This window comes from Halogeometricum pallidum JCM 14848 (assembly GCF_000337095.1).
In the GTDB taxonomy this organism is placed as follows: Archaea; Halobacteriota; Halobacteria; order Halobacteriales; family Haloferacaceae; genus Halogeometricum; species Halogeometricum pallidum.
Genome location: NZ_AOIV01000021.1, coordinates 54,054 through 78,696, shown reverse-complemented (window position 1 = coordinate 78,696; position 24,643 = coordinate 54,054). Strand labels below are relative to the sequence as shown.

The 24,643-nt window shown below is 59.6% G+C and carries 23 protein-coding genes and 2 pseudogenes; 11 read left to right on the top strand and 14 right to left on the bottom strand.

Annotated features, from left to right (window positions below; translation table 11 throughout):
• Positions 1–44: 44 nt before the first annotated feature.
• From C474_RS08530 to C474_RS08525, 3 genes and pseudogenes are all read right to left on the bottom strand, one after another.
• Entirely contained in the window at positions 45–1,739 is a 1,695-nt protein-coding gene (locus C474_RS08530; protein ID WP_239640407.1) for an MBL fold metallo-hydrolase, read from the bottom strand.
• A gap of 48 nt (positions 1,740–1,787) precedes the next feature.
• A pseudogene (locus C474_RS23530) lies at positions 1,788–2,282 on the bottom strand (MBL fold metallo-hydrolase); the annotation flags it as partial.
• 280 nt (positions 2,283–2,562) lie between these two features.
• On the bottom strand, positions 2,563–3,888 hold the full coding sequence (locus C474_RS08525; protein WP_049916880.1) for an RNA-guided endonuclease TnpB family protein: 1,326 nt from the start codon (positions 3,886–3,888) through the stop codon (positions 2,563–2,565).
• 94 nt (positions 3,889–3,982) lie between these two features.
• On the opposite strand from C474_RS08525, the gene C474_RS08520 reads away from it, so the two are divergent.
• Positions 3,983–4,960: a Fic family protein gene (locus C474_RS08520; RefSeq protein ID WP_239640405.1), complete on the top strand. Its 978-nt coding sequence runs from the start codon at positions 3,983–3,985 to the stop codon at positions 4,958–4,960.
• 290 nt (positions 4,961–5,250) lie between these two features.
• On the opposite strand, the gene C474_RS08515 is transcribed toward C474_RS08520, so the two are convergent.
• The 3 genes and pseudogenes from C474_RS08515 to C474_RS21375 form a co-directional block, all read right to left on the bottom strand.
• Positions 5,251–5,595: a hypothetical protein gene (locus tag C474_RS08515; protein WP_008385862.1), complete on the bottom strand. Its 345-nt coding sequence runs from the start codon at positions 5,593–5,595 to the stop codon at positions 5,251–5,253.
• An 89-nt stretch (positions 5,596–5,684) separates the two neighbouring features.
• The gene (locus tag C474_RS08510; protein ID WP_049916854.1) at positions 5,685–6,203 is read right to left on the bottom strand and encodes a helix-turn-helix domain-containing protein; all 519 of its coding nucleotides are present in this window, start codon (positions 6,201–6,203) and stop codon (positions 5,685–5,687) included.
• Between the two features lie 290 nt (positions 6,204–6,493).
• Positions 6,494–6,661: pseudogene (locus C474_RS21375) on the bottom strand (transposase); the annotation flags it as partial.
• 145 nt (positions 6,662–6,806) lie between these two features.
• Between C474_RS21375 and C474_RS08505 the strand changes: the two are divergent.
• The 4 genes from C474_RS08505 to C474_RS08490 all read left to right on the top strand — a co-directional run bounded on the left by C474_RS08505 (position 6,807) and on the right by C474_RS08490 (position 8,113).
• Entirely contained in the window at positions 6,807–7,007 is a 201-nt protein-coding gene (locus C474_RS08505; protein WP_049916853.1) for a DUF7557 family protein, read from the top strand.
• Positions 7,004–7,399 carry a type II toxin-antitoxin system VapC family toxin gene (locus tag C474_RS08500; RefSeq protein WP_008385858.1) on the top strand — a complete coding sequence of 132 codons (396 nt, stop codon included), beginning with the start codon at positions 7,004–7,006 and terminating at the stop codon, positions 7,397–7,399. Before C474_RS08505 ends, C474_RS08500 begins: the two co-directional genes overlap by 4 nt.
• Positions 7,400–7,483: 84 nt before the next feature.
• On the top strand, positions 7,484–7,750 hold the full coding sequence (locus C474_RS08495; protein ID WP_008385857.1) for an AbrB/MazE/SpoVT family DNA-binding domain-containing protein: 267 nt from the start codon (positions 7,484–7,486) through the stop codon (positions 7,748–7,750).
• 3 nt (positions 7,751–7,753) lie between these two features.
• Complete coding sequence (locus C474_RS08490) at positions 7,754–8,113, top strand: type II toxin-antitoxin system PemK/MazF family toxin (protein WP_049916852.1); 360 nt, start codon at positions 7,754–7,756, stop codon at positions 8,111–8,113.
• 185 nt (positions 8,114–8,298) lie between these two features.
• Here the strand turns inward: C474_RS08490 and C474_RS21370 are convergent, their stop codons facing one another.
• A complete protein-coding gene (locus tag C474_RS21370; RefSeq protein WP_008385855.1) occupies positions 8,299–8,652 on the bottom strand; it encodes a DeoR family transcriptional regulator in 354 nt (117 codons plus the stop codon).
• A 166-nt stretch (positions 8,653–8,818) separates the two neighbouring features.
• Here C474_RS21370 and C474_RS08485 point away from each other — a divergent pair, with 166 nt between their 5' ends.
• The 3 genes from C474_RS08485 (at position 8,819) to C474_RS08475 (ending at position 10,980) form a co-directional block, all read left to right on the top strand.
• Complete coding sequence (locus tag C474_RS08485) at positions 8,819–10,165, top strand: RNA-guided endonuclease InsQ/TnpB family protein (RefSeq protein ID WP_008385854.1); 1,347 nt, start codon at positions 8,819–8,821, stop codon at positions 10,163–10,165.
• Positions 10,166–10,197: 32 nt separating this feature from the next.
• Complete coding sequence (locus C474_RS08480; RefSeq protein WP_049916851.1) at positions 10,198–10,446, top strand: hypothetical protein; 249 nt, start codon at positions 10,198–10,200, stop codon at positions 10,444–10,446.
• A gap of 78 nt (positions 10,447–10,524) precedes the next feature.
• Entirely contained in the window at positions 10,525–10,980 is a 456-nt protein-coding gene (locus C474_RS08475; protein WP_008385852.1) for a GDP-mannose mannosyl hydrolase, read from the top strand.
• A gap of 259 nt (positions 10,981–11,239) precedes the next feature.
• Here the strand turns inward: C474_RS08475 and C474_RS08470 are convergent, their stop codons facing one another.
• Positions 11,240–12,499 (bottom strand): FAD-dependent monooxygenase, encoded by a 1,260-nt coding sequence (locus C474_RS08470; protein WP_008385851.1) that lies wholly within the window; start codon positions 12,497–12,499, stop codon positions 11,240–11,242.
• Between the two features lie 291 nt (positions 12,500–12,790).
• Between C474_RS08470 and C474_RS23525 the strand changes: the two genes are divergently transcribed.
• A complete protein-coding gene (locus tag C474_RS23525; RefSeq protein WP_083862001.1) occupies positions 12,791–12,973 on the top strand; it encodes an SRPBCC family protein in 183 nt (60 codons plus the stop codon).
• Between the two features lie 279 nt (positions 12,974–13,252).
• Here C474_RS23525 and C474_RS08465 read toward each other — a convergent pair whose 3' ends face one another.
• Together C474_RS08465 and C474_RS08460 are read right to left on the bottom strand one after the other, a co-directional pair.
• A complete protein-coding gene (locus tag C474_RS08465; protein ID WP_008385850.1) occupies positions 13,253–14,281 on the bottom strand; it encodes a DUF1616 domain-containing protein in 1,029 nt (342 codons plus the stop codon).
• A gap of 485 nt (positions 14,282–14,766) precedes the next feature.
• Entirely contained in the window at positions 14,767–15,801 is a 1,035-nt protein-coding gene (locus C474_RS08460; RefSeq protein WP_008385849.1) for a hypothetical protein, read from the bottom strand.
• Between the two features lie 460 nt (positions 15,802–16,261).
• On the opposite strand from C474_RS08460, the gene C474_RS08455 reads away from it, so the two are divergent.
• A complete protein-coding gene (locus tag C474_RS08455; protein ID WP_049916850.1) occupies positions 16,262–17,512 on the top strand; it encodes a glycosyltransferase family 2 protein in 1,251 nt (416 codons plus the stop codon).
• Positions 17,513–18,397: 885 nt separating this feature from the next.
• Here the strand turns inward: C474_RS08455 and C474_RS08450 are convergent.
• From C474_RS08450 to C474_RS08435, 4 genes are all read right to left on the bottom strand, one after another.
• Entirely contained in the window at positions 18,398–19,213 is an 816-nt protein-coding gene (locus C474_RS08450; protein ID WP_008385846.1) for an IS5 family transposase, read from the bottom strand.
• A 117-nt stretch (positions 19,214–19,330) separates the two neighbouring features.
• Complete coding sequence (locus C474_RS08445; RefSeq protein ID WP_008385844.1) at positions 19,331–20,065, bottom strand: MBL fold metallo-hydrolase; 735 nt, start codon at positions 20,063–20,065, stop codon at positions 19,331–19,333.
• Between the two features lie 84 nt (positions 20,066–20,149).
• A complete protein-coding gene (locus C474_RS08440; protein WP_008385842.1) occupies positions 20,150–20,917 on the bottom strand; it encodes a helix-turn-helix domain-containing protein in 768 nt (255 codons plus the stop codon).
• 44 nt (positions 20,918–20,961) lie between these two features.
• Entirely contained in the window at positions 20,962–23,106 is a 2,145-nt protein-coding gene (locus tag C474_RS08435; RefSeq protein WP_160166823.1) for a HEPN domain-containing protein, read from the bottom strand.
• 85 nt (positions 23,107–23,191) lie between these two features.
• Between C474_RS08435 and C474_RS08430 the strand changes: the two genes are divergently transcribed.
• Positions 23,192–24,607, top strand: coding sequence for a DUF58 domain-containing protein (locus tag C474_RS08430; protein WP_008385839.1), 1,416 nt, complete (start codon positions 23,192–23,194; stop codon positions 24,605–24,607).
• Positions 24,608–24,643 lie beyond the last annotated feature (36 nt).

Here is a 24,643-nt window from a genome sequence, read left to right as displayed (position 1 = left end):
TCGGGACATCCCACGGAACGCGGACCCGCACAACCACGTCTCGTCTACGGAAGCACGACTCGTCCAAGCGCGGCCTGCACGACGTCGGCAGCGCTCTCGTGGGGCGAGCGCGAGTTCGTGACGAGTGCTTCGACCTGCTCGACGAGCGCATCCGCTCCCGTGACTGCGACTGCTCTCTCGTCACCGAGGCCGATACTCGCCCGAAGCTGGTCGAACACGTATGAATCAGTGCTCTCGTGACCGCTTTCGGCCGCCGCCGTCGAGAGTAACTTTGCGAACGCTGAATCAGCCTCGTAGGTGAACGACCGCTCGACAGACTCGACGTCTTCCCACGGGGCCTCACCACGAAGTACCTCGATGAGATATGCATCGACTGCCTGCCGCGCGAACGTCGCCAACGAAACTTTCTCTCTTTCAGCGTGCTGAACGGCGAGCTGTCGAACCGCTGGGTCGACCTCGACAGTCAGTGCGACGGCCGTTGCATCGATATCACTCTCCGTCGCATCCTCGTCTGTCGTCTCCTGAGTCACATCGGTGTCACTCACCGTCGCGTCCTCCTCCGGTGTCTCTTTACGCACGTCCGTATCGGAGTCGGCACGCGAGTATTCGGTTGTCTCGGTCGCTACGTCACCGGGGTCGGAAACAACCGATTCGGGATCCACTGTCCCGTTCGACGCTGGTGCGTCGCTCCTGGTAGTCCCGCGACTGGGACCAGATCCCCCACTCCGTACGCCGACCGTCTCGACGAGTGGGGAGTTGCTGTCGGATGCGTCCTCATATAGCTCCGCGGTCGCCGGCGGGTCTGGGAGCGTGGGGCCGGACGTCCGGTACAGCGTCCCGTTCGATGCTTCAGCGACCGACTGTCGGTCGGACGTATCGGCAGTCTCTTCTGTCCCAGCAGCGGCGGACACATCGATATAGAGTCGACCCTTGAGCGCGGCGACGTCGACGCCCTCTCGCTCGAGCGAGCACTCCTCGCGTCGCTCAAGCTCTGGGATGGACTCGACAACCGCGAGAACACCATCATCGGCGCGGTCCGTATCCACTTGTCCTACCCGATTCCGCACACGCCGTTCGGTGTACTTTCCGACCCAGGGCGGTGCGAGGTAGTAACCATCCTCGTAGAGCATCTCTGTCATCGATGACCCGGTCGCCCAGGAGAAGGAGTCCCACTTGTCTTTGTACTGCTCAAGCGCACGCCCGCGCTGATGGCCGACAACGACATGCGTCGGCGAGACGGAGGCGACCAACTCATCGAGCGCTTCCTCGGGCGGGTGATTCGAGAACGGATACGAAGAGACGGTCCCCGCGAACTCGCCGTTCGTCTTCGCCTCCGTATCACCTCCCTGTATCTGAACGAGCGACGCGTTCGCATCGTCTCGAATCGACTCGAAGAGACGGCCGCTGCTCCCGTCGACGGGAATTTCCGGCCCGGCGATGGTGACGGCACCGTGCTCTAGACACTCGGCCGTCGACTCGAACGTGGGTACTGTCGTAATAGCCTCGTACTGATACTCAAGTGCGTCGTAGAGTTTGGCCACCTGTCCGGCGAGGACGACGGGGAGATGAATCTCGAGTTCGTCGCTCACGGTCGCAAGGAGCGTCGCGAGGTGGACGCCCGTCAGTCCGCTCGCGGTACAGAGGGTTTTCGACCCGGCGTTCGCGCGTTCGACGATGGTTCCGAGCGCGTCCGTAAGATCAGTCTCGAAGCCGTCGTTCGTCGCCGCGGTGAGAAACAAAATATCGACGCTGGAGTACGCCTCCTGGTCGAGTCCCGGATAGGCGGCCGCATCGCGCGTAGTAAAGTCTCCTGTCGCGAGTATCCGAACGCGGTCGTCGCCATCGCTGACGTCGACGAGTAATCCACAGGCGCCAGGCGTATGGCCCGTGGGGACGGGCCGAACGGCGACGGTATCGCCGAGAACCTCGTGCCACTCCGAAATCGGTTCGACGCGCTTGAGGAGTTCCTCCGCGTTCGAGAAGTCGTATCGTCGAGCGCCTTCGGTAAACACGTCTTCGAGGATAGCCGCCGTGCCCGGACTAGTGAGAATCGGCGCTCCGTCGCGGTGTGCGTCGTCGAGTCCCTGGTAGTGATCGAGGTGGGCGTGCGTGAGAAGCACCGCTGCGAGATACTCGTCGTCACTCAGCGTGGCGTCCAAGTCGATACCGCCGCCCGCATCGACGAGGAGACACGCCGTTCGGTCGGTGTGGTCCTCCTCAATCCGAATGAGAACTGACTCGTTGCCCGCCTGTGGAGTGGCGTGTTGATAGGAGATGTTCATGAGACTATTTTTGGAGCCGCACATATCAATATTCGTGTATAATGACTCGTTAGTTCTCCAGATGGGTTCTATCTTTCTTCAAGGCGAGAATTCCGCCGTTTACGGCGCGGAGGATGTCACCCCCAGAGATCCCGAGTAGGTATGACGGTGCAAGCAGCTCTCCTGCTATTTTGATTTAGCACCAAGAATACCAATAGTGTCCAGTGTATTCGTAGGAATACCACTGGTGACATCCTCCCCGTCGTAAACGACGGGGCTTCCCACACGGTAGGAATGCCAGTTAGTCGTCGTCACCAGAACCAGAGGTTCTGGTTGGCTCACGAGACTGCGTCTCGTGAACGCTGGCAGTGGTTTTCGACTCTTGAAACGTTGTGAGTGTCATCTGCGAGGGTTTCTCGCTCTGTTCACACTGAGTCGTGGCCGTGTCACTACGGCTCCCGTCCTGTGGCGAGTCATCGCCTACCTGTTTCACTGGTAGGCTCTCTCCCCACGGGTCTACGCGACGTGCGATGTTCGCACTCGCGTTAATATCCGCTTGGAACGTCGATACGTGGCACTCCGGGTTCTTACACTTGAAGTCGGCTTGCCGAGGTCGATACCCGATATGCTTGCACGAATGGCACGTTTTCGAGGTGTACTGCGGGTGAACGTACCGATCCGGAATCCCGGCGTCCTTCGCCTTATCCTCGATACGTCCCTGCAAACGAGCAAACGCCCACGAATGCAGGCGTCGATTCATGTACTTCCCGTAGTCCAGCGACTCTCGAATGTACGCCAAGTCTTCCATCACGATGACGGGGTTCTCGAACTGACGGGCGTACTCCACAGATTCACGAGACGCCTTCTCGATGAGGTCGGTGAGTCGGTTCTGGTAGTACGAGAATCGTTCCTCAATACGCCACTCGGAAGCGTCTCGCTCTTGGAGTCGCTTGAGCGTCGTGAACATCTCTTTGCGGATTCGCTTGGCTTCTTTCCCGTTGATTAACAGTGGCTTCGTGGGAGTGTCGTGTTGGAGGGCACAGCCCGTGACCAACATCGACTCGCCAATATCGAATCCAACCCGAGTCGGATTCTCGGGTAGTTCGGAGGTATCCTCGATTTCGTATTCGACGGTGACGTGGAGCGCCCACGTCTTCCGATGCTTCTGCAAGCGAAGTTCGCCTATTGTGGTACTCGACTCATCATCAAGCATCTCTTCCCACAGTTCCTCTTGTTCGGGGTTCAGTCGGAGTGGAATCCAGAAGTTGGTTCCGCGACCGGGCTGGGGAACGTTCCAGCAGATTTCGTACTCACGCTTGGAGTCACGGTCGAACTTCCCGGGTCGATTCACGAACCTGAGTGGGTGTTCGTCGTCTAACTCGTTGGCGTTGTACGTCTTGTGGAGTTTTGGGACGTAAGATTTGAGCGCGTCTTTCGCTTGGTACGGTAGGTTGTACGGTGCCACCACGTCGTTCGTGGCACTCATCGTCGTACAGTGTTGCTCGAAGGCGTCTTCAAGTGCGTCTCGGTATTCGGACAGCGTTTGCTGGAGGCGTTGCTCTTTGCACCGTGTTGGAGGTGCGAGCGTGGCTTCCAGTGTCTTATTTGCTGTCTGAGTCGTTGACATCGTATCCTTCGGTTTCGAGTGCTTTGCGGAGGAGTTCAGGGTACGCTCGTGAGTGACGTATCCCGTTATCGCGGGCATATTCCTTCACGGATTCGTGAAGTGGCCCGCCTCGCTCCATATCGAAGTCAGCTCTCATCCATCAAAACGTAAGAAACAACGTAAGTTAAAGATAACGGTCGGCATTCAGTTTGAACGTCAGAACGTGGTTAGTTCAGCAGTTGTCGGATTCCCTCCCGGTCTGAAGGCCGGGATTCCCTGCTTGAAGCAAGATGGATTGGATGCGATTACAGCTGGCGATCCAATCACCACCGAGTTGCTGTGTGAAATGCACGATCGATTGCTTTCGGGAGTCCGTGGGGACGAGGCTGATCCAGGGGAACTCCGCACGACCCAGAACTTCATCGGCAGTACGCCATACATCCAAGACGCTCGGTACGTTCCGCCACCACCGAACGAGATTCCCGACCTTCTTGAAGACCTGCTTGAGTACGCGAACCAAGATACTGATCTCCATCCGCTCCTCCGGACTGGGCTAATTCACTATCAGTTCGAGACGGTTCACCCGTTTCTCGATGGGAATGGACGGCTCGGGCGGCTATTGATCAGTCTCCTTCTGCAACGTGACGGTCTCTTGCCCGAGCCGTATCTCTACTTGAGTTCGTATTTCAATGCACGACGTTCAGAGTACGTTGATCATCTCTTGGCAGTCAGTCAGCGTGGCGAATGGGAAGAGTGGCTACTGTTCTTCTTACGCGGCGTACAGTCGCAGGCAGATGAGGCTCATCAGCGTGCAAACTTGCTGGTTGACCTCCGTGAGGACTATCAACAGCGTTACCAGAGTGAGCGATCTGAGAATATCCTGGAACTGGTCATGCGACTCTTCGAATATCCATACCTTGACGTGAATACGGCGGCCAAGTGGCTGGATGTCGAGTACAGTACCGCCAATCGGCTAATTGGACAGCTTGAAGATGACGGAATACTTGAAGAACTCACTGGGAAAGCGCGAAATCGGTTCTACCGGGCAAGCGAAATATTCAACATAATCAACAAGCCGATCGACCGACTCTGAAAATCTAAATCACCCTCGGGAGCGTCCGCACACTCAAACTGGAATCAAGAGACCCTCACGTCCGCATGATCTCGAAGCATCTACTCCGTCATTGTAGCAGGAGACTGCCTTTTGTAGCGAGTTTGCGGGCTTGAGGGGTCCAGAACGGACAGACGGAACGTACTCTTGCTCAAAACGGCATCGGTAGCAAAGCATGAACTCGTCTTTTCCGGCTCACCGGACCGATATTCTGCTGATCTGGTCCGATAGATACCACACCGTGCAGCTCGAGAACGATGAACGAATTCTCCCTATCGGTGCTCCCACAGCGTTTCGATGCGGTCCTCGAGGCGATCGAACACGAGGCGGCTCACGTCCCGATGATCCGGCGGCCACTGAGTATCCTCCGCGTCGGTGCGGCTGGCCGCCGGTGGTGGATGGAAGTGGTCCCGTGAGTTGTGCGTGTTCGGATGCCGGTCCCACCGACACTTCCACACACCATCCGGATGCTCTTCTTGGTAGTGGATGGTGAAGTCGTCGTTGCGGTACCACCGAATCTCAAGTCGGGCGGATACCGCTTCCGGGTAGTACTCTCGGGACAACTCGACACGGAGGTGCAGGTTTCCTTCTTCGACTATTTCTGCAGATTCAGTCATACGACTGCCGGCGAATCGAGACTGCATTCGCGCGATCACCGACCGGTCTATTGGTGCGGGACTCGCACCGTCATCCACCGGCACCATCCTCAGCCGTGTGATGGAGCCGTGGACCCAGCGGCCTTTCTCCGAGCGCGTTCATGAAGCCGACGCTCCTCGATAGCGGTGGCCCAGTCCCCGAGGTCGACGTAGACGTCGTCGATCTGCGCTGCGTCGAATTCGAGGACGTCGACGTCGGCGGGTGAGTCAGCGTCGTACTCCTCGCAGTACGTTTCGATTCGGTCGGTCAGTTCCGAGACGCGAATCTGTAACTCCTCGACGGTGTGCTCCCGTGCCAGTTCGTTCACTCGACGCCACTCGAAGTACTCATCGTTACGCTCGTATCGGACTGGCCGGCCCTCGTGGCGAATGACGATGCCGAGGTCGGCGTAAAAAGACAGGTGTGTCCGCGCCGACTCGTCCGAGCAGTTCGCACGTTCAGCGATTTCGGAGACGGCCATCGGCTCACGGGTCTGTAGTATCGTACTGTACACCCGTTGCTTCGTATCTTCCCCCTCAAACGGCCTATCGAACGGCGGTGGACCGTCGCGGTGCGTATCGTCTCTCATATCTCGTACAACGAGGTTGGCACATATATTTCTTCCTTCAGCCCAAATATATTGTGCGCTAATCGCCCGTCGCGAGCATCCGGACGCGGTCGTCGCTATCGGGGACATCGATACAGAAGGTCTCCGCGAAATTCTCTCTTCCCTGGGATTTGAGCCGTATTAGTCTCTCAGGACAGAGCCTGATGGCGTCACAATACATAGTTATCTCCGAATACGACGTAGGTTTTCTATAGTCGGAGCAGGCCGAGTGCCTCGGGGCTTGACCCCGAGGGGGAAGGCCGTACGCTCCGCTAAACGTGTTCAGTGCGCTCGATATACTGCTCAATCGTGTCTGTCGAAACGTCGCCTGCCGTCCCAACGTAGTACGATTCCTCCCAGAACCCACCGCCCCACAGATACTCCTCGAAGAATGGTTCGTGTTGTTCCCACATCCCCCGCGCCGTGATGCTCTCGATGGTGGCGAGCCGAGCAAGGCCATCTAGTCAGCAGATATCCGTTTTGTCGGCTCTGTGCCCGAAGAATAGGCGCTGGAGAAGTGTCTGTCGCAATCCAGCAATGACGAGGTCCTCAAACTACTTGTGTCTGCATACACGATGTATGCATATGAGTACATCAATCCGCGTCTCTGACGAGACGAAAGAAAAGCTGGCGCGGCTGAAGCGTGAGGACGAGAGTTGGGACGAGTTTCTCGACCGATTGGCGAATGAGGGTTCGGGAATGAAGGCTGGTGCGTGGAACGGAACTGATAAAGCCGAACAGGCGCGCGAAGCAATCAAACGTTCCCGAGAGAGCTTCCAGCGGTGACTTTTCTCGATTCGTCCGTTATCATCGATTACCTCGATGGTGTCGAAGAGGTAGTCCAGTTCGTCGATGAACAACCGACTTTGGTTACGTCCAGCATCTGTCTCTATGAAGTTCTCGCCGGTGAGGTGTTTTCAGCGGGTGAGACAGACCTCATCGGGGCGCGTGAGAACTTCGGGCGAGTCACCGTGCTTGACTTCTCCGAAGAGGTCGCGTTTGAAGCTGCCCGGATGCAGAACCGACTTCTCGACTCTGGCAACCCTCTGTCGCCACGTGACCTCATGATTGCAGCGACGGCTCGCTCTGAAGGAAAGGAACTGGTCGTCTCCAACGCTGATTTCGATACAGAAGGCCTCGATGAACTCCTCTCGGTCCGGAGATTTGGGCCGTATTAGCAGGTTCGATCCGTGTCTGATAGGGCTTGCACTGACTGCCTTCAGCCCGGAGGATTTATGGGTACGAATAGGATATGAATACGTATGAGTAAGGGCGAACGTCGGAAAATCGGGAAACGGGGGCAAGTGACGATCCCCAAAGAGCTCCGAGAACGGTTTGGACTGAAGGGAGGAGACGACGTCGTGATCCACGAAGAGGGGGGAAAGCTCGTTATCGAACGATCGGTAACCCGTGAGGAGTTGGCTGAGGGATACCGCCAGCGTGCCCAGCGGACCCGCGAACTCACTGACGAACTGGAGGGCGTCTCGACAGAGGCCAATGAACAGCTGGGCGATGCCCCAGAGTGGTAGCGGATGGCTACGTCCGTCCGTCGAGGAGATGTCGTTATTGTTGAACTTGATCCGACGCAGGGATCCGAACAACGGGGAACACGTCCGTGTCTCGTCGTGCAGAACGACGTCGGGAATGCAAACGCACCGACAACGATCGTCGTTCCGTTCACGACCTCGTTCGGCGAGCAGCTCTATCCGTTCGAAGTGCTCGTCCCAGCCGAGGAATGTGCGCTTCGGGAAGATTCAGTTGCGCTCTGTAGCCAGATTCGAACCATCTCTACCGAGCACCGCATCAACGAGAACCTCGGCTCGATTCCGCACGATCGGATAGACGAGGTCGATACCGCACTCGAATACAGTCTCGGTCTCACCGAAATATGACAGAATATTTTCATTGGGCCACCATCGTCAGATTAGTTCAACAGATCTGATGAGTTCTACGTATCCGTCACGAGCATTCGGACGCAGTCGTCGCCATCGGTGACGTCGATGATGTTTGTCATCTTGATCTGCTCGAGCGTAAAACGCTCCTGTCTCAACGAATATCGGCATCGCACCTCGCTCACTCATGCGGATTTTTTGTTGTACAGAACTGCACCGATCCTCTCAGAGACATCAGATTCGCCCGAGGAACCGGGTTTGAACTCCCAGAATGGATCATCCGGATCGACTTCCCGTGGAGTTCCCTGTTCGCCCACAACCCACCATACTACCCTCCCTGCTGTCTTCCGACTGGCAACGTGGCCCTGCTCCTCCAATGTGCGAAGCTTCCGGCGCGCCGTTTCCCGAGAACAATCAAGAGTCTCAGCAACGTCACCAGACGTGACTACTGGGCCTTCTACAATCTCAAACACATCGAGAACATCGTCAGGCGTGACGGTCTCGGTATATCGCCTAGTGTCGCCGCATTCACGAGACATGCTAGAACGTTTGGATGCGACTCACACAGATGCAAGGAGGAAGCCCACGGCTTCAGCCGTGGGAGGAATCCGACAATCTACTCCGCCAACTACGGGCGATAGCCAGCCGACTCCCCCACGCTAACCCGAGCCATTATAAAGAGCTAGTTAGATATGTGAACTGTCGATGGAGGTGATTCGCACCGTCAAAGTCAAACTCGACGTACACGACAAGCGGTGCAACGACCTTCATCAAACGAAAAATCAGTTCCTCCACTGTGCGAACACCACCGCAGAGTGGGCGTGGAGACACCCGAACAACTACTGCGTGACCTCGAAACAGAAAGCCGAGAACGCCCTCTACGAGCGACTTCGTAACGAGACGGAGTTGACCGCGAACCTCGTCCAGAAAGGGATTCGGCGTGCAATCGAGGCCACGAAAAGTGGTGTCGCACGACTCAAGAAAGGCGATAACACCAGTCAACCACATTTCGATGCGTGGAGCGTCGTCTACGACAAACGCTCTGCGACGTTCCACCGTGACCACGTTTCCCTTTCCACGGTGAACGGTCGCGTCGAGTGTGACTACGTTATTCCCAACAACGTAGAGGGAACACCGATTGGCAAGTACCTGCTGAACGAGGACTACGAGTTCCGTATGTCCACATTGCAGTACGACCGTCCCACAGAGTCGTTCTACCTCCACGCACGGATGCGCCGAGTTGAAAGTAACGAGCAATCCACGACTACTTCAGACATTCATCAGACGGAGTCTGATGCAGCCCATCAGAACGCGCAGCGTTCTGAGGACGCCAAGCACAGAACAGTCCTTGGTGTTGACCTGAACGTGGATGGTTCTCTTGCTGTGACTTCGACAGGCACGTTCATCGGAAACGCCGACGAGATGAACCATCGACGCCGAGAGTTTGAGAAGACTCGTGGGTCGATGCAACAGACGGGCACGCGGTCGGCGCACCTGTCGATTCAGTCGATAAACGACCGCGAACACCGCTGGATGCAGGACGAACTACATCGAGCCTCGAATCAGATTCTCGAAGACGCCCGTGACCACGGATGCACACATATTGCCTTCGAGAATTTGACCGATATTCGCAAGCGGATGGCTGGTGCGAAGCGATTCCACGCATGGGCGTTCCGTCGTTTGTACCAGTACGTCAAGTACAAGGCTCAGATGTACAGCATTGAGGCGGAACAGGTGAGTCCCGTATATACGTCTCAACGGTGTTCGTCGTGTGGGTTTACCCACGAGTCGAATCGGCGGTCGAAACACCAGTTCGTGTGCCGGAAGTGCGAGTACGAACTGAATGCGGATTACAACGCGAGCAAGAATATCGCTCGTAAACTGCTCAAGACACTCCACTCGGGGCAGACGTCTTCGGGTGGAGGCGCACCCTGTCAGTGTGCGCTCACGTCAGGGACGCTGAACCTGAACGGCGATTACACCGCCTCCGTCGATTCGACGGCAGAAGGGGAGTCCACTGACAAGCCCACGACTGAAGTCGTGGGTAACTGACGGCGGTGAGCTATCTGGTATTCGTGGTCGGTATGGCCGTCGTCGTAGTGAGTGACCCACGGGCGGCCCTGCTCGGAGATCCGCTGCCGTTGCAGGCCATTCTCCTCTTCCCACTGGTCGGAGCACTGTCGAGTGTCGCGACGCTCGTCCTCGCTGGACTGACCTGGCAGCGAGGGGTCTGGCGTCGTCGAAGAGGGGCTCAGTACGTCGTCGTCGGTATCGCTGGCGTCGCCTTCGCGCTCGTACTCTCATACTGGAACCTCCTGTGGTATCAGCTGTGATCCACTGAGGGGGTCGACAGCCCTACGACTGTGGACGAACCAGCAACTACTACGTATCACCGTTCGTGTGAGCGGATAATGGAAAAGGACGTGTCCTGGATCCCCGAAGACGAATGGGCCGGCGTCGTGGCCAACTCCCCGCTCGTCTCTGTCGATTTAATCGTCAAACAAGACGGTGGTGTCCTCCTCGGGCTTCGAGAGAACGAACCGGCGAAAGGCGAGTGGTTCGTCCCGGGCGGCTGTGTGCTGAAAAACGAACGGCTCACGGAAGCGGTCCACCGCGTCGCCGAGATGGAACTCGGGTGCGAGGTCGAGATCTGCAACCGCCTCGGGACGTTCGAGCACTTCTACGACACGTCCGAGGTCGACGGCGTCGACGACAAACACTACGTCGCGAACGGCTTCGTCGTCGAACCACTGCAGCCCGTGGATATCGCTGATAACCAACACAGCGAACTCCGGGTCTTCGAACCGCCGTTCGAGGGTCTCCACCCCTACGTCCAGCAGTACCTAGACCGGATGGTGTGGGAGTAACGCCCGTGTAGCCGTTTCTCATTCCTCACAGCCCTGTGGCGCGGATAACCCTTATTAGAGCTCGTTGTCCTGAATCAGACACTGTCCGACGAGACGAAACGAGGTATAACGATCTGCGGTTCTGTCGAAACCTTCACACAGTGATAGGAATGGCGTCCCGAATGTGCGCTGTCGGCTCATCAGTGCAGTCAGAGGTATCCCACCCGTGTCCGAGTTGATTGCCGGAAATATCTCGTAGAAGCGAGAAGACCGGGATACACTACTCGACAAAATGGGATCGAGTTACGGAAACGGACTGATCGCCGAGCGCGAATGATTCGACCGATTTGCGAATCGGCGGTAATCGAGGAACGAGCCCACTAATCACACTCGCCGACCCCCGCACCAGTAGTTCAGGAATGTACTGTCCATAGGTGATCCAGAACGCGAGATTCTGCGCGGCGCGCCGCTGCAATGAGATAACGCGCTCAACGGTCGGGCGACGACGTGTCTCGAATTCGGTCAGGGTCTCCTCGGACACGACTCCTGTGCTGTCACGTAACGCCGTGACGAGCACATCGTGGACCACGACTGCATCCTCGATAGCCAGCGGATTCCCTTGAGCGCCGATTGGGCTTGCGGTATGTGCAGCGTCCCCTAATAACAGCATACCATCCCGGGTCCAGGTTTCTGCATTACCCGGTGCGACATCGAGCAGAGTCGTGTCTCGGAAGCCATCGAGATGGCGATGCATTGCCGACGCGAGTTCGGAATCGATGGCTTCGATGCGGTTGCAGAACGCGCTGAAACCCTCGTCTCGAATCGTCGTCCATTCACCATCCAGTATCGGATATCCCACTTGGAGTTCGCCCTCTCCCAATCCGAAGTACAGGAGAATGCCGTTGCGATCGATGCGGCCCTCGGTACGGGCATCAATCGCGCCAGTTGGAAGTTTGAACCACACGAGGTCTATCGGTGACTCGAAAAACCCAGGGTCGATACCAGCGCTTGACCGCACTGTGGAGTAGCGTCCGTCGGCACCGACTACCACGCGCGTATCGAATCGAACGTCGACATCCGCGTTGCGATCGTGAGCCTGTACGCCTTGGATGGTGCCGTTACCTCCGACCCGCAAATTAGTGACTGTCGTCGAGGGATGGAACCTGAACGTACTATATGCATCCGCTCGCTCGACGAGATATTCCAGTAACGACGGTTGTTCCATCATCAAGGCATACGGATACTCGGTATCGAGCACGTCGAAATTCAGAACTGAAACAGCCCGTCCATAGAGCGAGAACGTACCGTTGGTCACGGTTTCGTGAGCCAGTTCGAGTATGTCGTCAAGTACACCCATTTCGTCGAAGAGGCGAATCACTCCTGGATTCCACCCGAACCCACGGTACTCGCGCTCGAACGTCGCAGCCCGTTCGATGAGTGCAACGTCGACTCCGCTCCGAGCGAGCAAGTGCCCTAGAACGGCACCACCGGGGCCACAACCGGCGATAACGACATCCACCGTTTCGACACGATCAGGCATGTCTACTGCCTCGATTGCCAGCGGTTTATACCCTCCATGGCATGTTTGGACGCTCTGGAGTGGGCGAGTCAGGAGCTATCCCGGCTGTACAGAATTCCATCGTGAGCACCTCACGGTGCGGTTTCGTCGGTTGAGTACCACGGACGAGAGCGGTTTCTGCTGCGTCTGCTCAAGGCCCAGCGCGCGTATGATGGACGGGACCGAATCGGAGTACGTGATTGCGACAGACCACCCAAAGTTCCGGGTTCTGCGGTTGTCCTTTAAGAGTATACAGACCGACAGAACGGACTTATACGAGAGATACAGACTGAAATTGAAATCGATGCGCCGCCAGAAACGGTCTGGGAACAGCTTACGGACTTCGCGTCATATGAGCAGTGGAATCCGCATATCTCCCGGGTGAGCGGTGAGCTTCGTGAAGGGGGTCACTCGAAATCACCGTTAATCGAATCAAGGCGAGCAGTCGAACGCTGACGGTTCGAGTATCCAAGATCGACCCTCCTCGGCGATTACAGTGGATCGGGACTGTTGGCTCAAAGTGGATATTTCAAGGAATACATACATTCGAGCTCTATGCGCTCGGGAACGATCGAACCCGATTCGTCAATCACGAACGGTCAACCGGGTTCCTCGTACCGTTCGTCATTTCCGACGATCCCCAGCGAGATTATGACCGGATGGATGAAGCTCTCAAAGAACGGATTGAGAAACAGATCTCACCCTGATCCGGACACACGGAACCAACCATTCTTACTATTTTTCTGTCACGTTAACCCACAGATGCACCTCTCGATAGGCGCTTTCCTCGCTCGGGGTGGCCGGTGCATCGCCCTTGTACAGGTAGTAGATCAATCGTAGGTTCTCGCCGGTCATCGTCGGCGACACTTGGTGCGGCTGTTGCCACGTTTCGTTGTGCTGAAGCCGGGGGGAGAACGTCTGTAACTGCTCTCGTTCGAGCACGGTCGTGCTGTTGTTCGACACCTCGACGCGCTGAATTTCCGAGACGACGGTGTACTCGACCGGTTCGTTCTCCTGGTTTCCGATGCCGACGATCAACGACTGCGGTTCGCCCGCGGTGAAGTTCGTCGGGTAGTCGTCGGCGACGTACTCGCCGGACTCGTTCTCCGTGAGCAGATAGAGCTCGCTGAACTGCTCGCCTTGGGAGGGGACGGCGACGGCGTACCCCACGGCACTGAACGCGAGAAGCAGGCTGACGACCAACACGACGTTGAGTGCGGCGTCGGTTCGCGTCGCCGGAGAGAACAGTTCGGCTTTCGTGTTCGCATACCAACTCCGATACGGCACCCGGAACCGCTCGTCTTCGGGGAGGTCCCAGCGTCGACTCGCCGCAATCGTGCAGGCGAAGACGACGATGATGGTGAGCGACGCCATGATCGGTGCGAGTCGGATTCCGAACGGCGTGAAGTTGAGCGCGAACCCGACTAACGGGACGACGGCGATGCTGGTACCGAACGACAGTGCGACGCGTTCGATACCGTCGATGCCGGCGACCGTCTCGGTGGCCTCTCTCTCACCTGCTTGCGCTTGGGGGTCCGCGACGGTCCTCGCCCGTTCCGGAAAGAGCGCGGAGATGATGGCGTAGCCGGGGACGAACAGCAGGAAGGGGAGTCCGACGACGACTCGCAGCGGCGTCTCGCGGAGAATCGGGAGCGAAACCGCGACGATAGTCAGGAGTGTGAGTGTGAGAATCGCGACGAGGTCGGCTGGCAGGACCCGAAGCGGACGGGGGAGGAGTACGCGCCAGTCCTCCGTGGAGGTCATGCCCAATCAGACGTGGGGGGAGGTAAAAATACGTCGGGGTACGATTCAACACCTGGAACTCCTTCACGCCGGATTAACGTTGACCCACAGAGCGTGACGAAAAGAGCCGACGCTAGCGATTGCTGTGCTTTATATAAACACATTATATTGCTACGAATGTAATGGTAGTATAGGTAGAATACCGATTGTAACTATATTGTTATCCTACAAAAATGTATCGATTCGCGAACAAGATAGTCAACTATTCACACTCGGCTGATAAGACTCAGTCGGTAGCGCTCGAGAGCGGCGCGTGATGGAGAATCGAGCACATACTCGTGTCTCTAGGCGCAGAGGGAGGTCAATGGAATCTCCGTGTACCGGCCGATCGGACATCACAGTGAGACGACAGTGCGTCGAAGATCACGATCGAGGCGTTCTCGCGGCTGTCTGAGGGCCATACGCACCAATAGCAAAAAAGAGAACGCGAAATCGGGCGTCGTCCGTTACCGCCGCGCGACGAGTGCGGCAGCGACGAGGGCAAGCGCGACGATGTACAGCGCGAAGTTCGGCATCGACGAGTCGGTGCTCGTCCCGGGCGTTTCGGTCTGGGATTCCGTCATCGCCGCCTCAGTCGTCGCGGTGCTCGATTCGTCGGTCGTCTCGGCCATCTCGGTCGTCCCGATGGCTGTCGTACCCGTCTCGCTCGGCGTCGACGTGTCGGTGTCGGCGCTCGCGCTCGAACCGGAGCCGGAGCCTCCGGCGCTCCCGTCGTCACTGCTCCCATCCTGCGGTTGCCCCTCACCGCTGGAGACACTCAGCGTCTTGGCATCGGTCACGCCGACGATATCGTTGTCGTCACCGAGGGCGTTCTCGCCGCCGACGGTCGTCTCGTTGTGGACCATCGCGTACATGCGGTACTCGCCCGACTCGAGCGAGGAACCGATCTCGGCGGTGTACTCGTACGTCGACTCGCTGTTCATCTGGACCGTGTCGACGACCTCGTCGTCCTGCGTGATGACGAGCTCGACGTTCTCAGGGCTGCCGAGGTCGGCAACGTCGTCCAGTTGGACGGTCACGTCGCTGGATTGGCCGGCCGTCATCTCGCTGGGTGCGTCCAGCGTCGTCTCGTAGCCGGCCACGACGACGGGCTGGGGGGAGACGATGGAACCATCGGCGGTGTAGACCGCGAGGATGTACGTGCCGGGCTGGAGGTTCTCCGTCGAGAAGGAGACGGAACCGTCGGTTCCGACATCGCTGTTGATGAGCTCTTGGTCGCCGGAGTACAGATCGACGTCGAACTCCTCGCCGTCGGGGCCGCTCGTCGTGGCCTCCAACGTCTCCCCGGCGGTCACCTTGCCGATGGAACTCACCGTGTAGTCCGTGCCTTCGACGCTGACCGTCCGGTCGGGGATATCGATCGTGTTCTGTGCTTCGACTGAGTATGCTCCGTCCGTCTGCGCGCTCGCATACGCGGCGCCCGTACTCGCGACGAGCAGGAGGGCTACTAGCAGGACGGCGAATCGTGATTTTCCGCTCATTGGGTTATCGTCTATATTCTCACAGATATCCCTTCCGGACGGTCATGCAGTCTGAACCGAACCGTCAGTGCGTGATACTGAGCGTTGACGCAGTGACTGGCGGTTCGGACTGTCTCGAACTCCGCCGCTATCGACGTGTGTCCTCACATTGGAGTATCGTCATCGATACGATCTCGGATCCGCCCGCGCTCGGAAGTTCGGTCTCGGATCGGACTCGACTCTCCGGCGATCGTCTATTTGTCATGACCAGAGACATAACGACCGGAAATCCGCTCACTGAACGCTTTTGGGAATGTATCGATATTTGTCATATAGGCGACCTTAAGGACAATTCGGAGTATATGTGTAATTATTTGCAATCATATATGGCACCAAAACCTATTTGTGGGACTCAGTACATGTTTTGGACAGTGACAGCGGGTTTGCTGAGTGGGGTAACACCGCTGTACGGGTAGGTAATATGTCCACGGAAAAATTAACACACACGGAAGCCGCAACTGGAGGTGGTCTCGACGTTCAGGTCCTCGACGAGGAAATATCAGCGCCACGAGACGACCTTCTCGTCCCTGAAGATAGCGAGCAGACGCCGACGCTGTCGGTCGTCATGCCGACGCTCAACGAAGAAGAGGGGATCGCAAAGTGTATCGAGATGATCCTCAACGCGCTCGACGCGATGGATATTACGGGCGAAATCGTCGTCAGCGACAGTTCGACCGACCGGACGCCCGAAATCGCGGAAGCGATGGGTGCACGCGTCGTCACGCCCGATAAAGGAGGATACGGCTACGCGTACCAGTACGCCTTCGACCGGACGCGCGGAGAGTACATCGCCATCGGGGACGCCGACTGCACGTACGACTTCGAGGAGCTCCCGAAACTGTTCGATCTCGTCCGCAATGGGGACGCGGACATGGCGATGGGCTCGCGCCTCGAAGGCGAGATTCTGCCCGGGTCGATGCCGCCGCTGCACCAGCACGTGGGGAACCCGCTCTTGACGAAGTTCCTCAACGTCTTCTACGGCGCCGGCGTCTCAGACGCACACAGCGGGATGCGCGTGATGTCCCGGGAGGCCTTGGAATCGCTCGATCTCAAGACGACCGGAATGGAGTTCGCCTCGGAGATGATCATGGAGGCCGGCGCGCGAGACCTCACGATCGCCGAGGTCCCCATCACGTACCACCCGCGAGAGGGTGAGGCGACGCTGGAGAGCTTCCAGGACGGCTGGCGGCACGTGAAGTTCATGCTCCAGAACGCGCCGGGCTATCTGTTCTCCGCGCCGGGACTCGCCATGAGCGGGTTCGGCGGCGTCGTGATGACACTCGCGTTCGTGAACGCCTCTGTCGGCCCGATGCGGTTCGGGTCGCACTCGCTTCTCGCCGGCACTCTACTCCTCGTTCTCGGCGTCTATCTCACCTACCTCGGCGTGTTCGCCTCCGTGGCGAGCAACCCGATCCGAAAGCCGAAGGACCCGGTGACGACGTTCCTCAGCGAGACGGTCAGTCTCGAACGCGGCGCGTTCGCCGGCGTCGCGCTCTTCGCCCTCGGTGGCGTCTACATGGGCGTACAGGCGTTCCAGTGGGCCGCCTCCGGCTTCAGCAACCTGCCGCTGACTCCCGAGAACGTCGTCGCCTTCGCGCTGATGGTCGTCGGCGTCCAGATGGTGTTCGGTCTGTTCCTCGTCGACGCGGTGAAGCAGTCCAACCACCACTGAGCGGTCGGTTCGCTCCCGTCTTTCTTCTCTTCCCTTTCTCTCGTTTCGTCGCGTAGCGGTCGCTGGTCGCTCTGCTCAGAGCGTGTGTTTAGCTCTGGCTGGACCGTCAGAAAGTATTTATTGTGTTGTTTGTTCGGTGAAATCATGTCTCCGACCGCCCTCCGACGGGACTTTCTCCGACTTTCTGGTGCTACCGCTGTTCTCGGGATAACCGGCTGTGTAGGTGAATCATCGGACGGTACCGATTCAGCTGACACTCCCGAAATGACTACGACGGAAGTCCGTAGTTCTACATCGAGACAACCTACGACATCGACGCTGGGTATCTCGAAGAGGGAGGCCGAGGAACGTGCTCTCGGCGCAGAAGAGGAATATATCACTAACCGGTTCGAGAATGCCTCCTGCGTTGACGAGTGGGGATTGAACTCATATACTGGTTTCGAGAAGAGTGCGAAAGTCACCAATCGGACTGCAGACGGATTTGAAGTGGCCGTCTCTCACCCCTACTGGTGGGGGAATAATCAAACCGAGGCTGACGGCGGCTCTAAATCTCGGTATCTCGTTAGTACCGAAACTACACAGCGTATTAGTGGCGATGAGGTCTCCCCGTGCTGAATATGCAAGCCCTACTGAGCGGCCGTTTTATTCCACATCGTGTTCGAAAAAGAAGACTTGCCTTGTTGAACGCAAGACGGCGTCGAGGTGGGGTTGATTATCTACAATTTCACGGCGTTAGAGACGACTTTTCGACCTCAGAAGATGCAGTAGCTGCCTCTCCCAGTGTTTGCTGATGAGTCAAAACTATGGTATCTAGGGTCGTCGTTTCGATGACGACGGCGATGCCTCTCCCGGATACGTCCGGAGAAGGGGAGCAGGCGGCGAGCCCTAACTCGCCGCCTGCGTCAGATTATGCACGATGCACTTGCGAGTCAGCTCCCGGAACTGGCCGTGCCAGCTCCGGGAGCGCAGCTTCTCGCCGTCGTCTTCCTTCAACTGCGAGAAGCCGGTTTCACTCATCCAGCGTTGGTTGTAGTCCTCGTTCATCCGGGCGTTGTGAGCCTTCTGTAACGGTGTTTGCTCCCTGTGTTTGATCAACGGTCGCGTTGACTCGGAGCGACACTCCTCACGGAGGTCGCTCCACGAGTAGTTCGCGTCAGCAGACAGCACCCGCAGGTCTTCCGCGTTCCGGCGGAAGACCTGCATTCCGATGTGGCCGTCCCACGCTTTCTTCGTCGTGTAGTGAACGTCCTTGATCGCCAGCGAGTTCACATCGATCAAGATCGTCGTCTTCAGTGATTGGAACGAGTAGTTGGCGCGGTCGCGGTAGTGGTAGCTGGTTTGGTCACGCTGGAAGCCACTCGCGTCAATTGCGGCTTCACCACTCCAGCCTGCCTGCTCCGCCGAAGCGCGGAGCAGGCGGCGGAGTTCACGCATTCGATACTCGTTTTCCCACCGGCAGAACGAGCTGTAGTGCGGTGCCTCGTTGAGTCCAAACACGGCAAGGACACCGGGCATCTCGTTGAGGTAGTCTTCCGTCTCGCGGAGGCTTTTCTCTAATTCGACGCGGTACAGAATCAACGCGATCTGCACCCACTCGGCGTACCCGTCCGCGCCATCCGGCGCGGCGGGTACGTCCGGATCGTCAACATGGTGTTTGGCAAGGTCTCGACACATCCACGCTAGCCGTCTGAGCGATACCATATCGCCAGACGGCGTCCAATTCCCGGTTAATCTGACGGAAGAACGCCGTGAGAGCGTCTGAGACTGTCGTCACTCGGCGGCAAAACAAGGCAAGAAGACTCCAACAGAGCCGAGCCGTTAGAAACTGAGCAGTTCTCCGTCCTCGGGGACGTGAACGTTCTCCGTGTTCGACCGCAGTTCCTCGCGCGAGAGGAGACAGTGATTGATCGCCTCCATGTGCACGACGGCGACGGCGGCGTCGGTCGCCTCGCGGACGGCGGCGACGTCCTCGACGCCCATCGTGATCGGTCTGCCCTCGGTGAACTGCGCTTCGCCGCCGTTGAGAACGACGACGTCGGGGTCGAACTCCGCGAGCGTTTGTTCGACCGCGTCGTACCAGACCGTGTCGCCGGCGAGATACAGCGTCTCCGACCCCTCGAAGACGAATCCGGAGACTGGTCCCATCTCCTCGGCTAACTGTCCGTGGCCGTGGCGGCCGGGCGTGCGGTGGATGGTGATGCCCTCAAAGGATACCTCGTCGTCGACTGGGCGCACGTCGGTGAACCCCTCCTCGACGAAGGCGTCCGCCTCCGCGGGTTGGCAAAACAGGGGCACGTCCGCGTCGAGTGCTTCCTTCGCCGCCTCGTCGAAGTGGTCTGGGTGCCGGTGAGTGACGAGGACGGCGTCGTAGGACAGGTCGACGTCGGGCATCGGGACGAGCGGGTTTCGGCGGTCGTTCGGCGAGTTCGGTACGGATGGATTCTCGCCGGGAGACGCGAACATCGGATCGACAAGGAACGTCGTCTCGTCCACCGTGAGGAGGAGTGTCGCGTTGCGTAGCAACCGAACGTCGATGGTGGCGTCTGTCGACATACGAACGCCCTTGGAGCGATAGCGGGTTAGGAGTTCCTTCGAAATATTCCAAGCTCCCACTCGTCGCCTCCGAGAGGAGGCAGCTCACTGGATGAACTCGATATCGTCGGGGTCGAGGTCTGCAGCAACGTCGACACCGATCGAATCGCTGGCGAACTGTTTCGCCAACCACGCTTCGGCCCGGTTGAGCCGATACTGGAACGTCGAACTCGGCACACCTACCTCGGCGGCGATGTCGGTGACCGATTGTTCCCGCGGGTCCTCGTAGTACCCGTGTTCGACGGCGGCTTCGAGCGCCGATTTCTGTTCGGGCGTGAGGGTACGCCGCACGCGACCGTCCTCGAGCAGACACGGAGGCGTTCCGAGTCGTTCGACGGTGAGAGAGAGGCCGTCTCGAAGAGTGTCTCGAATCTCTTCGTGAATCTCCGAGACGGTGCCTTCGAGGAGCATGCGCCAGCGGAACTGGTCGTCGCGACGTTCCGTCCGCATGAGCAATCCATCGCCGACGTGCGTCGCGGCGACGAGTGGAATCGACCGCGGGCCGTCGCCCTCGCTGCGTAGCGAGAATACCTTGCGCGACTCCGCGTTCGACGAGAGAATTTCGTATCGCCACTCGGAGATGGGCGCACCGCACATCCCCGTCGCGTTCGAGTCGTCGGTGACGCGTTCCAGGCGGTCGTCGAATTCAGCGAGGACGTCGGGCGCGCCGACGACTTTCTCGACGCCCCACACCGACTCGTCGGTCGCGTGAACCGCCATCGACCGGGCGGACAGGCTCGGATGGTCGATGAAGAGATCCATCAGCTCGTCGGCGCCCGCCTCGTACTCGACGGTGAAGACGAATTCGCGCACGATACCGCGCGTTCTCGTCCACCCGGTATAACCCTGACCGACCGTCAGTTCTGTCGGTCGCCGCCCCGGTTGGAGACGATTTGCTCCGCGGCCATGATGGCGTTGCGAGCCTCGTCGAGCGAGAGCTCCCGGTCGCTGTACACGGCTCGCTCGTACGCGTCGTTGAGCACGCGCAGCGCGTCCATCGGCACGGCGCCGGTCCGTTGACACGCTCGGAAGAACTCGCGGTGCGTCTTCGGCGTCTCGTCGAGCGACGGCGCGAGCGCCCGCTGGACGGACTGATAGGCTGCGAGGAGCGCCGCCTGCATCTGTCCTTGGGCGAGCAGTGCGACCGGCGACGGGATGGGCTCGGCGTCGTCGTCCTCAGTGGTACCGTCCGTTTCGGCTTCGTTTACCGATGCGGATCCGCTCGAACCCAGCCACCGCCGGACGGCGTACCACCCGGCCGCAAGGATGAGCACGGCCGCGGCGGCGCCGAACGCGATGCGCTCCGTCGACGGACCGTCTTGGCCGGTTGCGGGAGCGACGATCGAGCCGTCCGACCCGCCAACACCGCCGATTCCAGGAACGCCACTTCCGACCGAACCGACCCCGAAGACGGGATTGCCGGCTCCGCCCGCCCCGCCGCCGCGAGTCATGGTCGCCGACGCCGACTCCAGGTTCGTCTCCGACCCGTCGAATCGAACGGTGACGGTGGCGTCCTCGTGCAGTAGTCTGCTGTCGAACCGTACCTGATATCGACCGTCGTCGCCGGTCATCGTCTCCGTCACCACGTCACCGTCGACAGAGAGTGCGATCTGTCGGTCGGAGACGCCCGCGCCGTCGGCGGTAAGCCGTCCGCTCGCCACGACGGTCCCGCCGTCGGGCGTCAGCGTGAGCGTGAGGTTCGTCGGCGTCGCGGTGACGGTGACCGGTTCCGTTGCATTGACGACGACGGCGCTGTCGGCGCCGGAGGCGACGCGAAGGCGCTGTTCGCCGTCGGGGACGTCGACCGGGAGCGTCCGGTTCATCGAGAAGCGGCCGTCGGCGTCCGTCGCGCCATTGCCGACTGATTGCTGCCCGATCGTCGCGTTAACCGGGAGATTCGAGACGGGACGGTCGTCGACGACGACCTGTCCGGTGACTGCGACCGAGTCGTTGAAGCCGACTTCATCGGGCACCGACTCGAACTCAACACTCCCGTTGACCTGTTCGACCGCGATGGGAACGCTCGCGTTCGACCCGATGTACACCGAGGTGGTCTGCGGGAGGTACCGGACGGTGACCTGCGATGCGTCGACCGAGAGGCTGGCCGGGCGGTAGTCGAGTTCGAACCGCCCGTCAGCGTCGGTCTTGAGGGTGTACAGTCGCTCGCCGACGCGGAGCGTGATTGATCGGTCGGCGACCGGCGACTCGTCCCCCGCGAGCAGGCGGCCCTCGATCCGTAGCGGATCGACGAACGACGCCGTCTCTCCCGTCGCGTCGACCGTGAGCGTCGTCGCGCTCAGTTCGGCGTCTCGAATCTGCGCGGTCGAGGCCGCGGTGTCCCGCTGGACGGTTCGAATCCGCTCTCGAGCCCCGCTGAAGTCGATGGAGGTTCGATTACCCAACTGCGCGTACGTCTCGTCCAGTTCGGTCGACTGGCGGTCGATATCCTCACCGATGCGGACGAGTTCGCGGGCGAGTCGCCGCGCCTCTCCTTCGTTACCCGCCGATTTGGCTTCCTGGTAGGCCCGCTCGGTCTCGCGGTACTCGGCAAGTGAGTCCGAGAGGTTTCGCTGCGTCTCGCCCGCCCGCTCGAAGTCGTCTGCGGTCTCCTCCTCGCCGTTCTCGTCGGCGACGTCGGCGTATTTCCCCAGCGTGTCGACGTACTCCTCACCGAGCAGTCCCTTCGCGCGGTTGTACTGTCCCTCGCTGATCTGTACGCTGCTGTTTCCGAGCCGGTCGGCCAGCCGGGCGGTGAGTTGCGCTCTGAGCGCGTCCTCCGTGTTCTCGGACTCCGCCTCCTCGGGGTTGGCGTGCCGGACGCTGGTGTTGTTCGTCGCCGTGGTCGGCGTCGTCTGTTGTGCTCGGATGTCGGTACCGCCGCGTTCGATATCGGCGCTGCCGGCGTCGCTCGCACCGACGACCGGCGGGACGGCCGCAACCGCAGTCACGAGGGCGAGAACGGCGAGAGTGGTCCAGACGGACCGCGCCACGGAGACGTTCACAAAGAGTACCACCCGCTGGAGACGCATATTTCCTTCCGTCGGCGCGACCAGAATCTTCAAACATCGGTCCGACGATTATCTTTCAATGAGACTGACGCGACGGGGCTACGGCGTCGCCGCGGTCGCCGCGACGCTCCTCGTCGTCGGCGCGGCCGCCGAACGACCGCTCGCGCTCGTCGGGGCGGGAACGCTGTGCGCGTGGGTTCTAGTCGCACTGTTCCGCGCGGGGCGGCAGTTCGCGACGACCGATGACTCGCTCGCGCTCGCTATCACGGCCGACCGGCGGCGTATCCAGCCGAACCGCGAGACGGAGTTCCGCCTCTCGGTCGATAGTTCGGACGCGACTCACCCAATCGCGGTGCAGATCGAGTGGCCGGCCGGCGTCGACGGCGAATCGAAGACCGTCGCGATCGACCCGCAGTGGTCGGTGACCGAGGAGACGGTCGTCTGTACGGTCCCAGTCGCGGGGACGTACGACCTCCCGCGGCTGTCCTGTGCGTACCGCAGCGCCGACGGCCTCTTCTCGCAGGACGTCGCGCGCGAGGAGTCCATCGAACTCACCGTCACCGCACCCTCCCCCGACGATATCCACATCGGCGCGGGCGGCGACCCGCTCGTCGGGACGTACGGCGAGCACACGAGCGGTCAGAGCGGGACGGGAACGAACTTCATCGACATCCGGCGGTACGTCCCCGGCGACTCGGTGAGCCGTATCGACTGGAACGCGACGGCGCGGTTCCGCGAGCCGTACGTCCGCGAGTTCGAGAACGAGACGATACAGCAGACCCGTCTGTTCGTCGACAACCGCGCCTGTATGTGGGAGGGCCCACAAGGGCGAACGAAAGCCGACTACCTCCGGGAAGCCCTCCTCGGCGTCCTGACGCAGGTCGAGGAGGCGAACGACCCCGTCGGCCTCACCGTCATCGACGACGACGGTCTCCGGACGGACCTCGACTATGCAGACTCAACGCTGCAGTATCGCGACTGTCGGCGCACCCTCGCAGGGCTCTCGAAACCCGCAGGCAGCGTCGCCTCCGAGTCGCTGACCACCGTCGGCCCCGAGACGGCGCAGCGGACCGCGGGACTGCTCGCTGCCCGCACCGACGCGTTCGCGCAAACGCTCCGCCCGTACTTCCAGACGCCGGAGAGCTACGTGCTCCGCCTCGAATCCAAACCGCTGTTCGAGACTATCCGACGGAAGGCGGTCGTCGAGAAGCTCCGCGGCTGGTCGGTGCTCTGCACGGACGACACCCACCCCCAAGAGACGCGCGAAGCGGTGAAGCAACTGGTCGAGAACGGCGGGCGCGTGACGGTGTTTCTCGCGCCGAGCGCGCTGTTCGAGTCCGAGTCGACCGACGACACGCTCCGCGCGTACGACCGCTTGGTGGACTTCGAGTCGTTCCGTAAGTCGATCGACGTCATCCCGAACGTCCGAGCCTACGAGGTCGCCCCGAGTACGCGACTGAACGCGGTGCTCGACGCGGGACAGCGACGACGCTGAGCCGCACGAGACCCGAACAACTAATATTCTCATCTA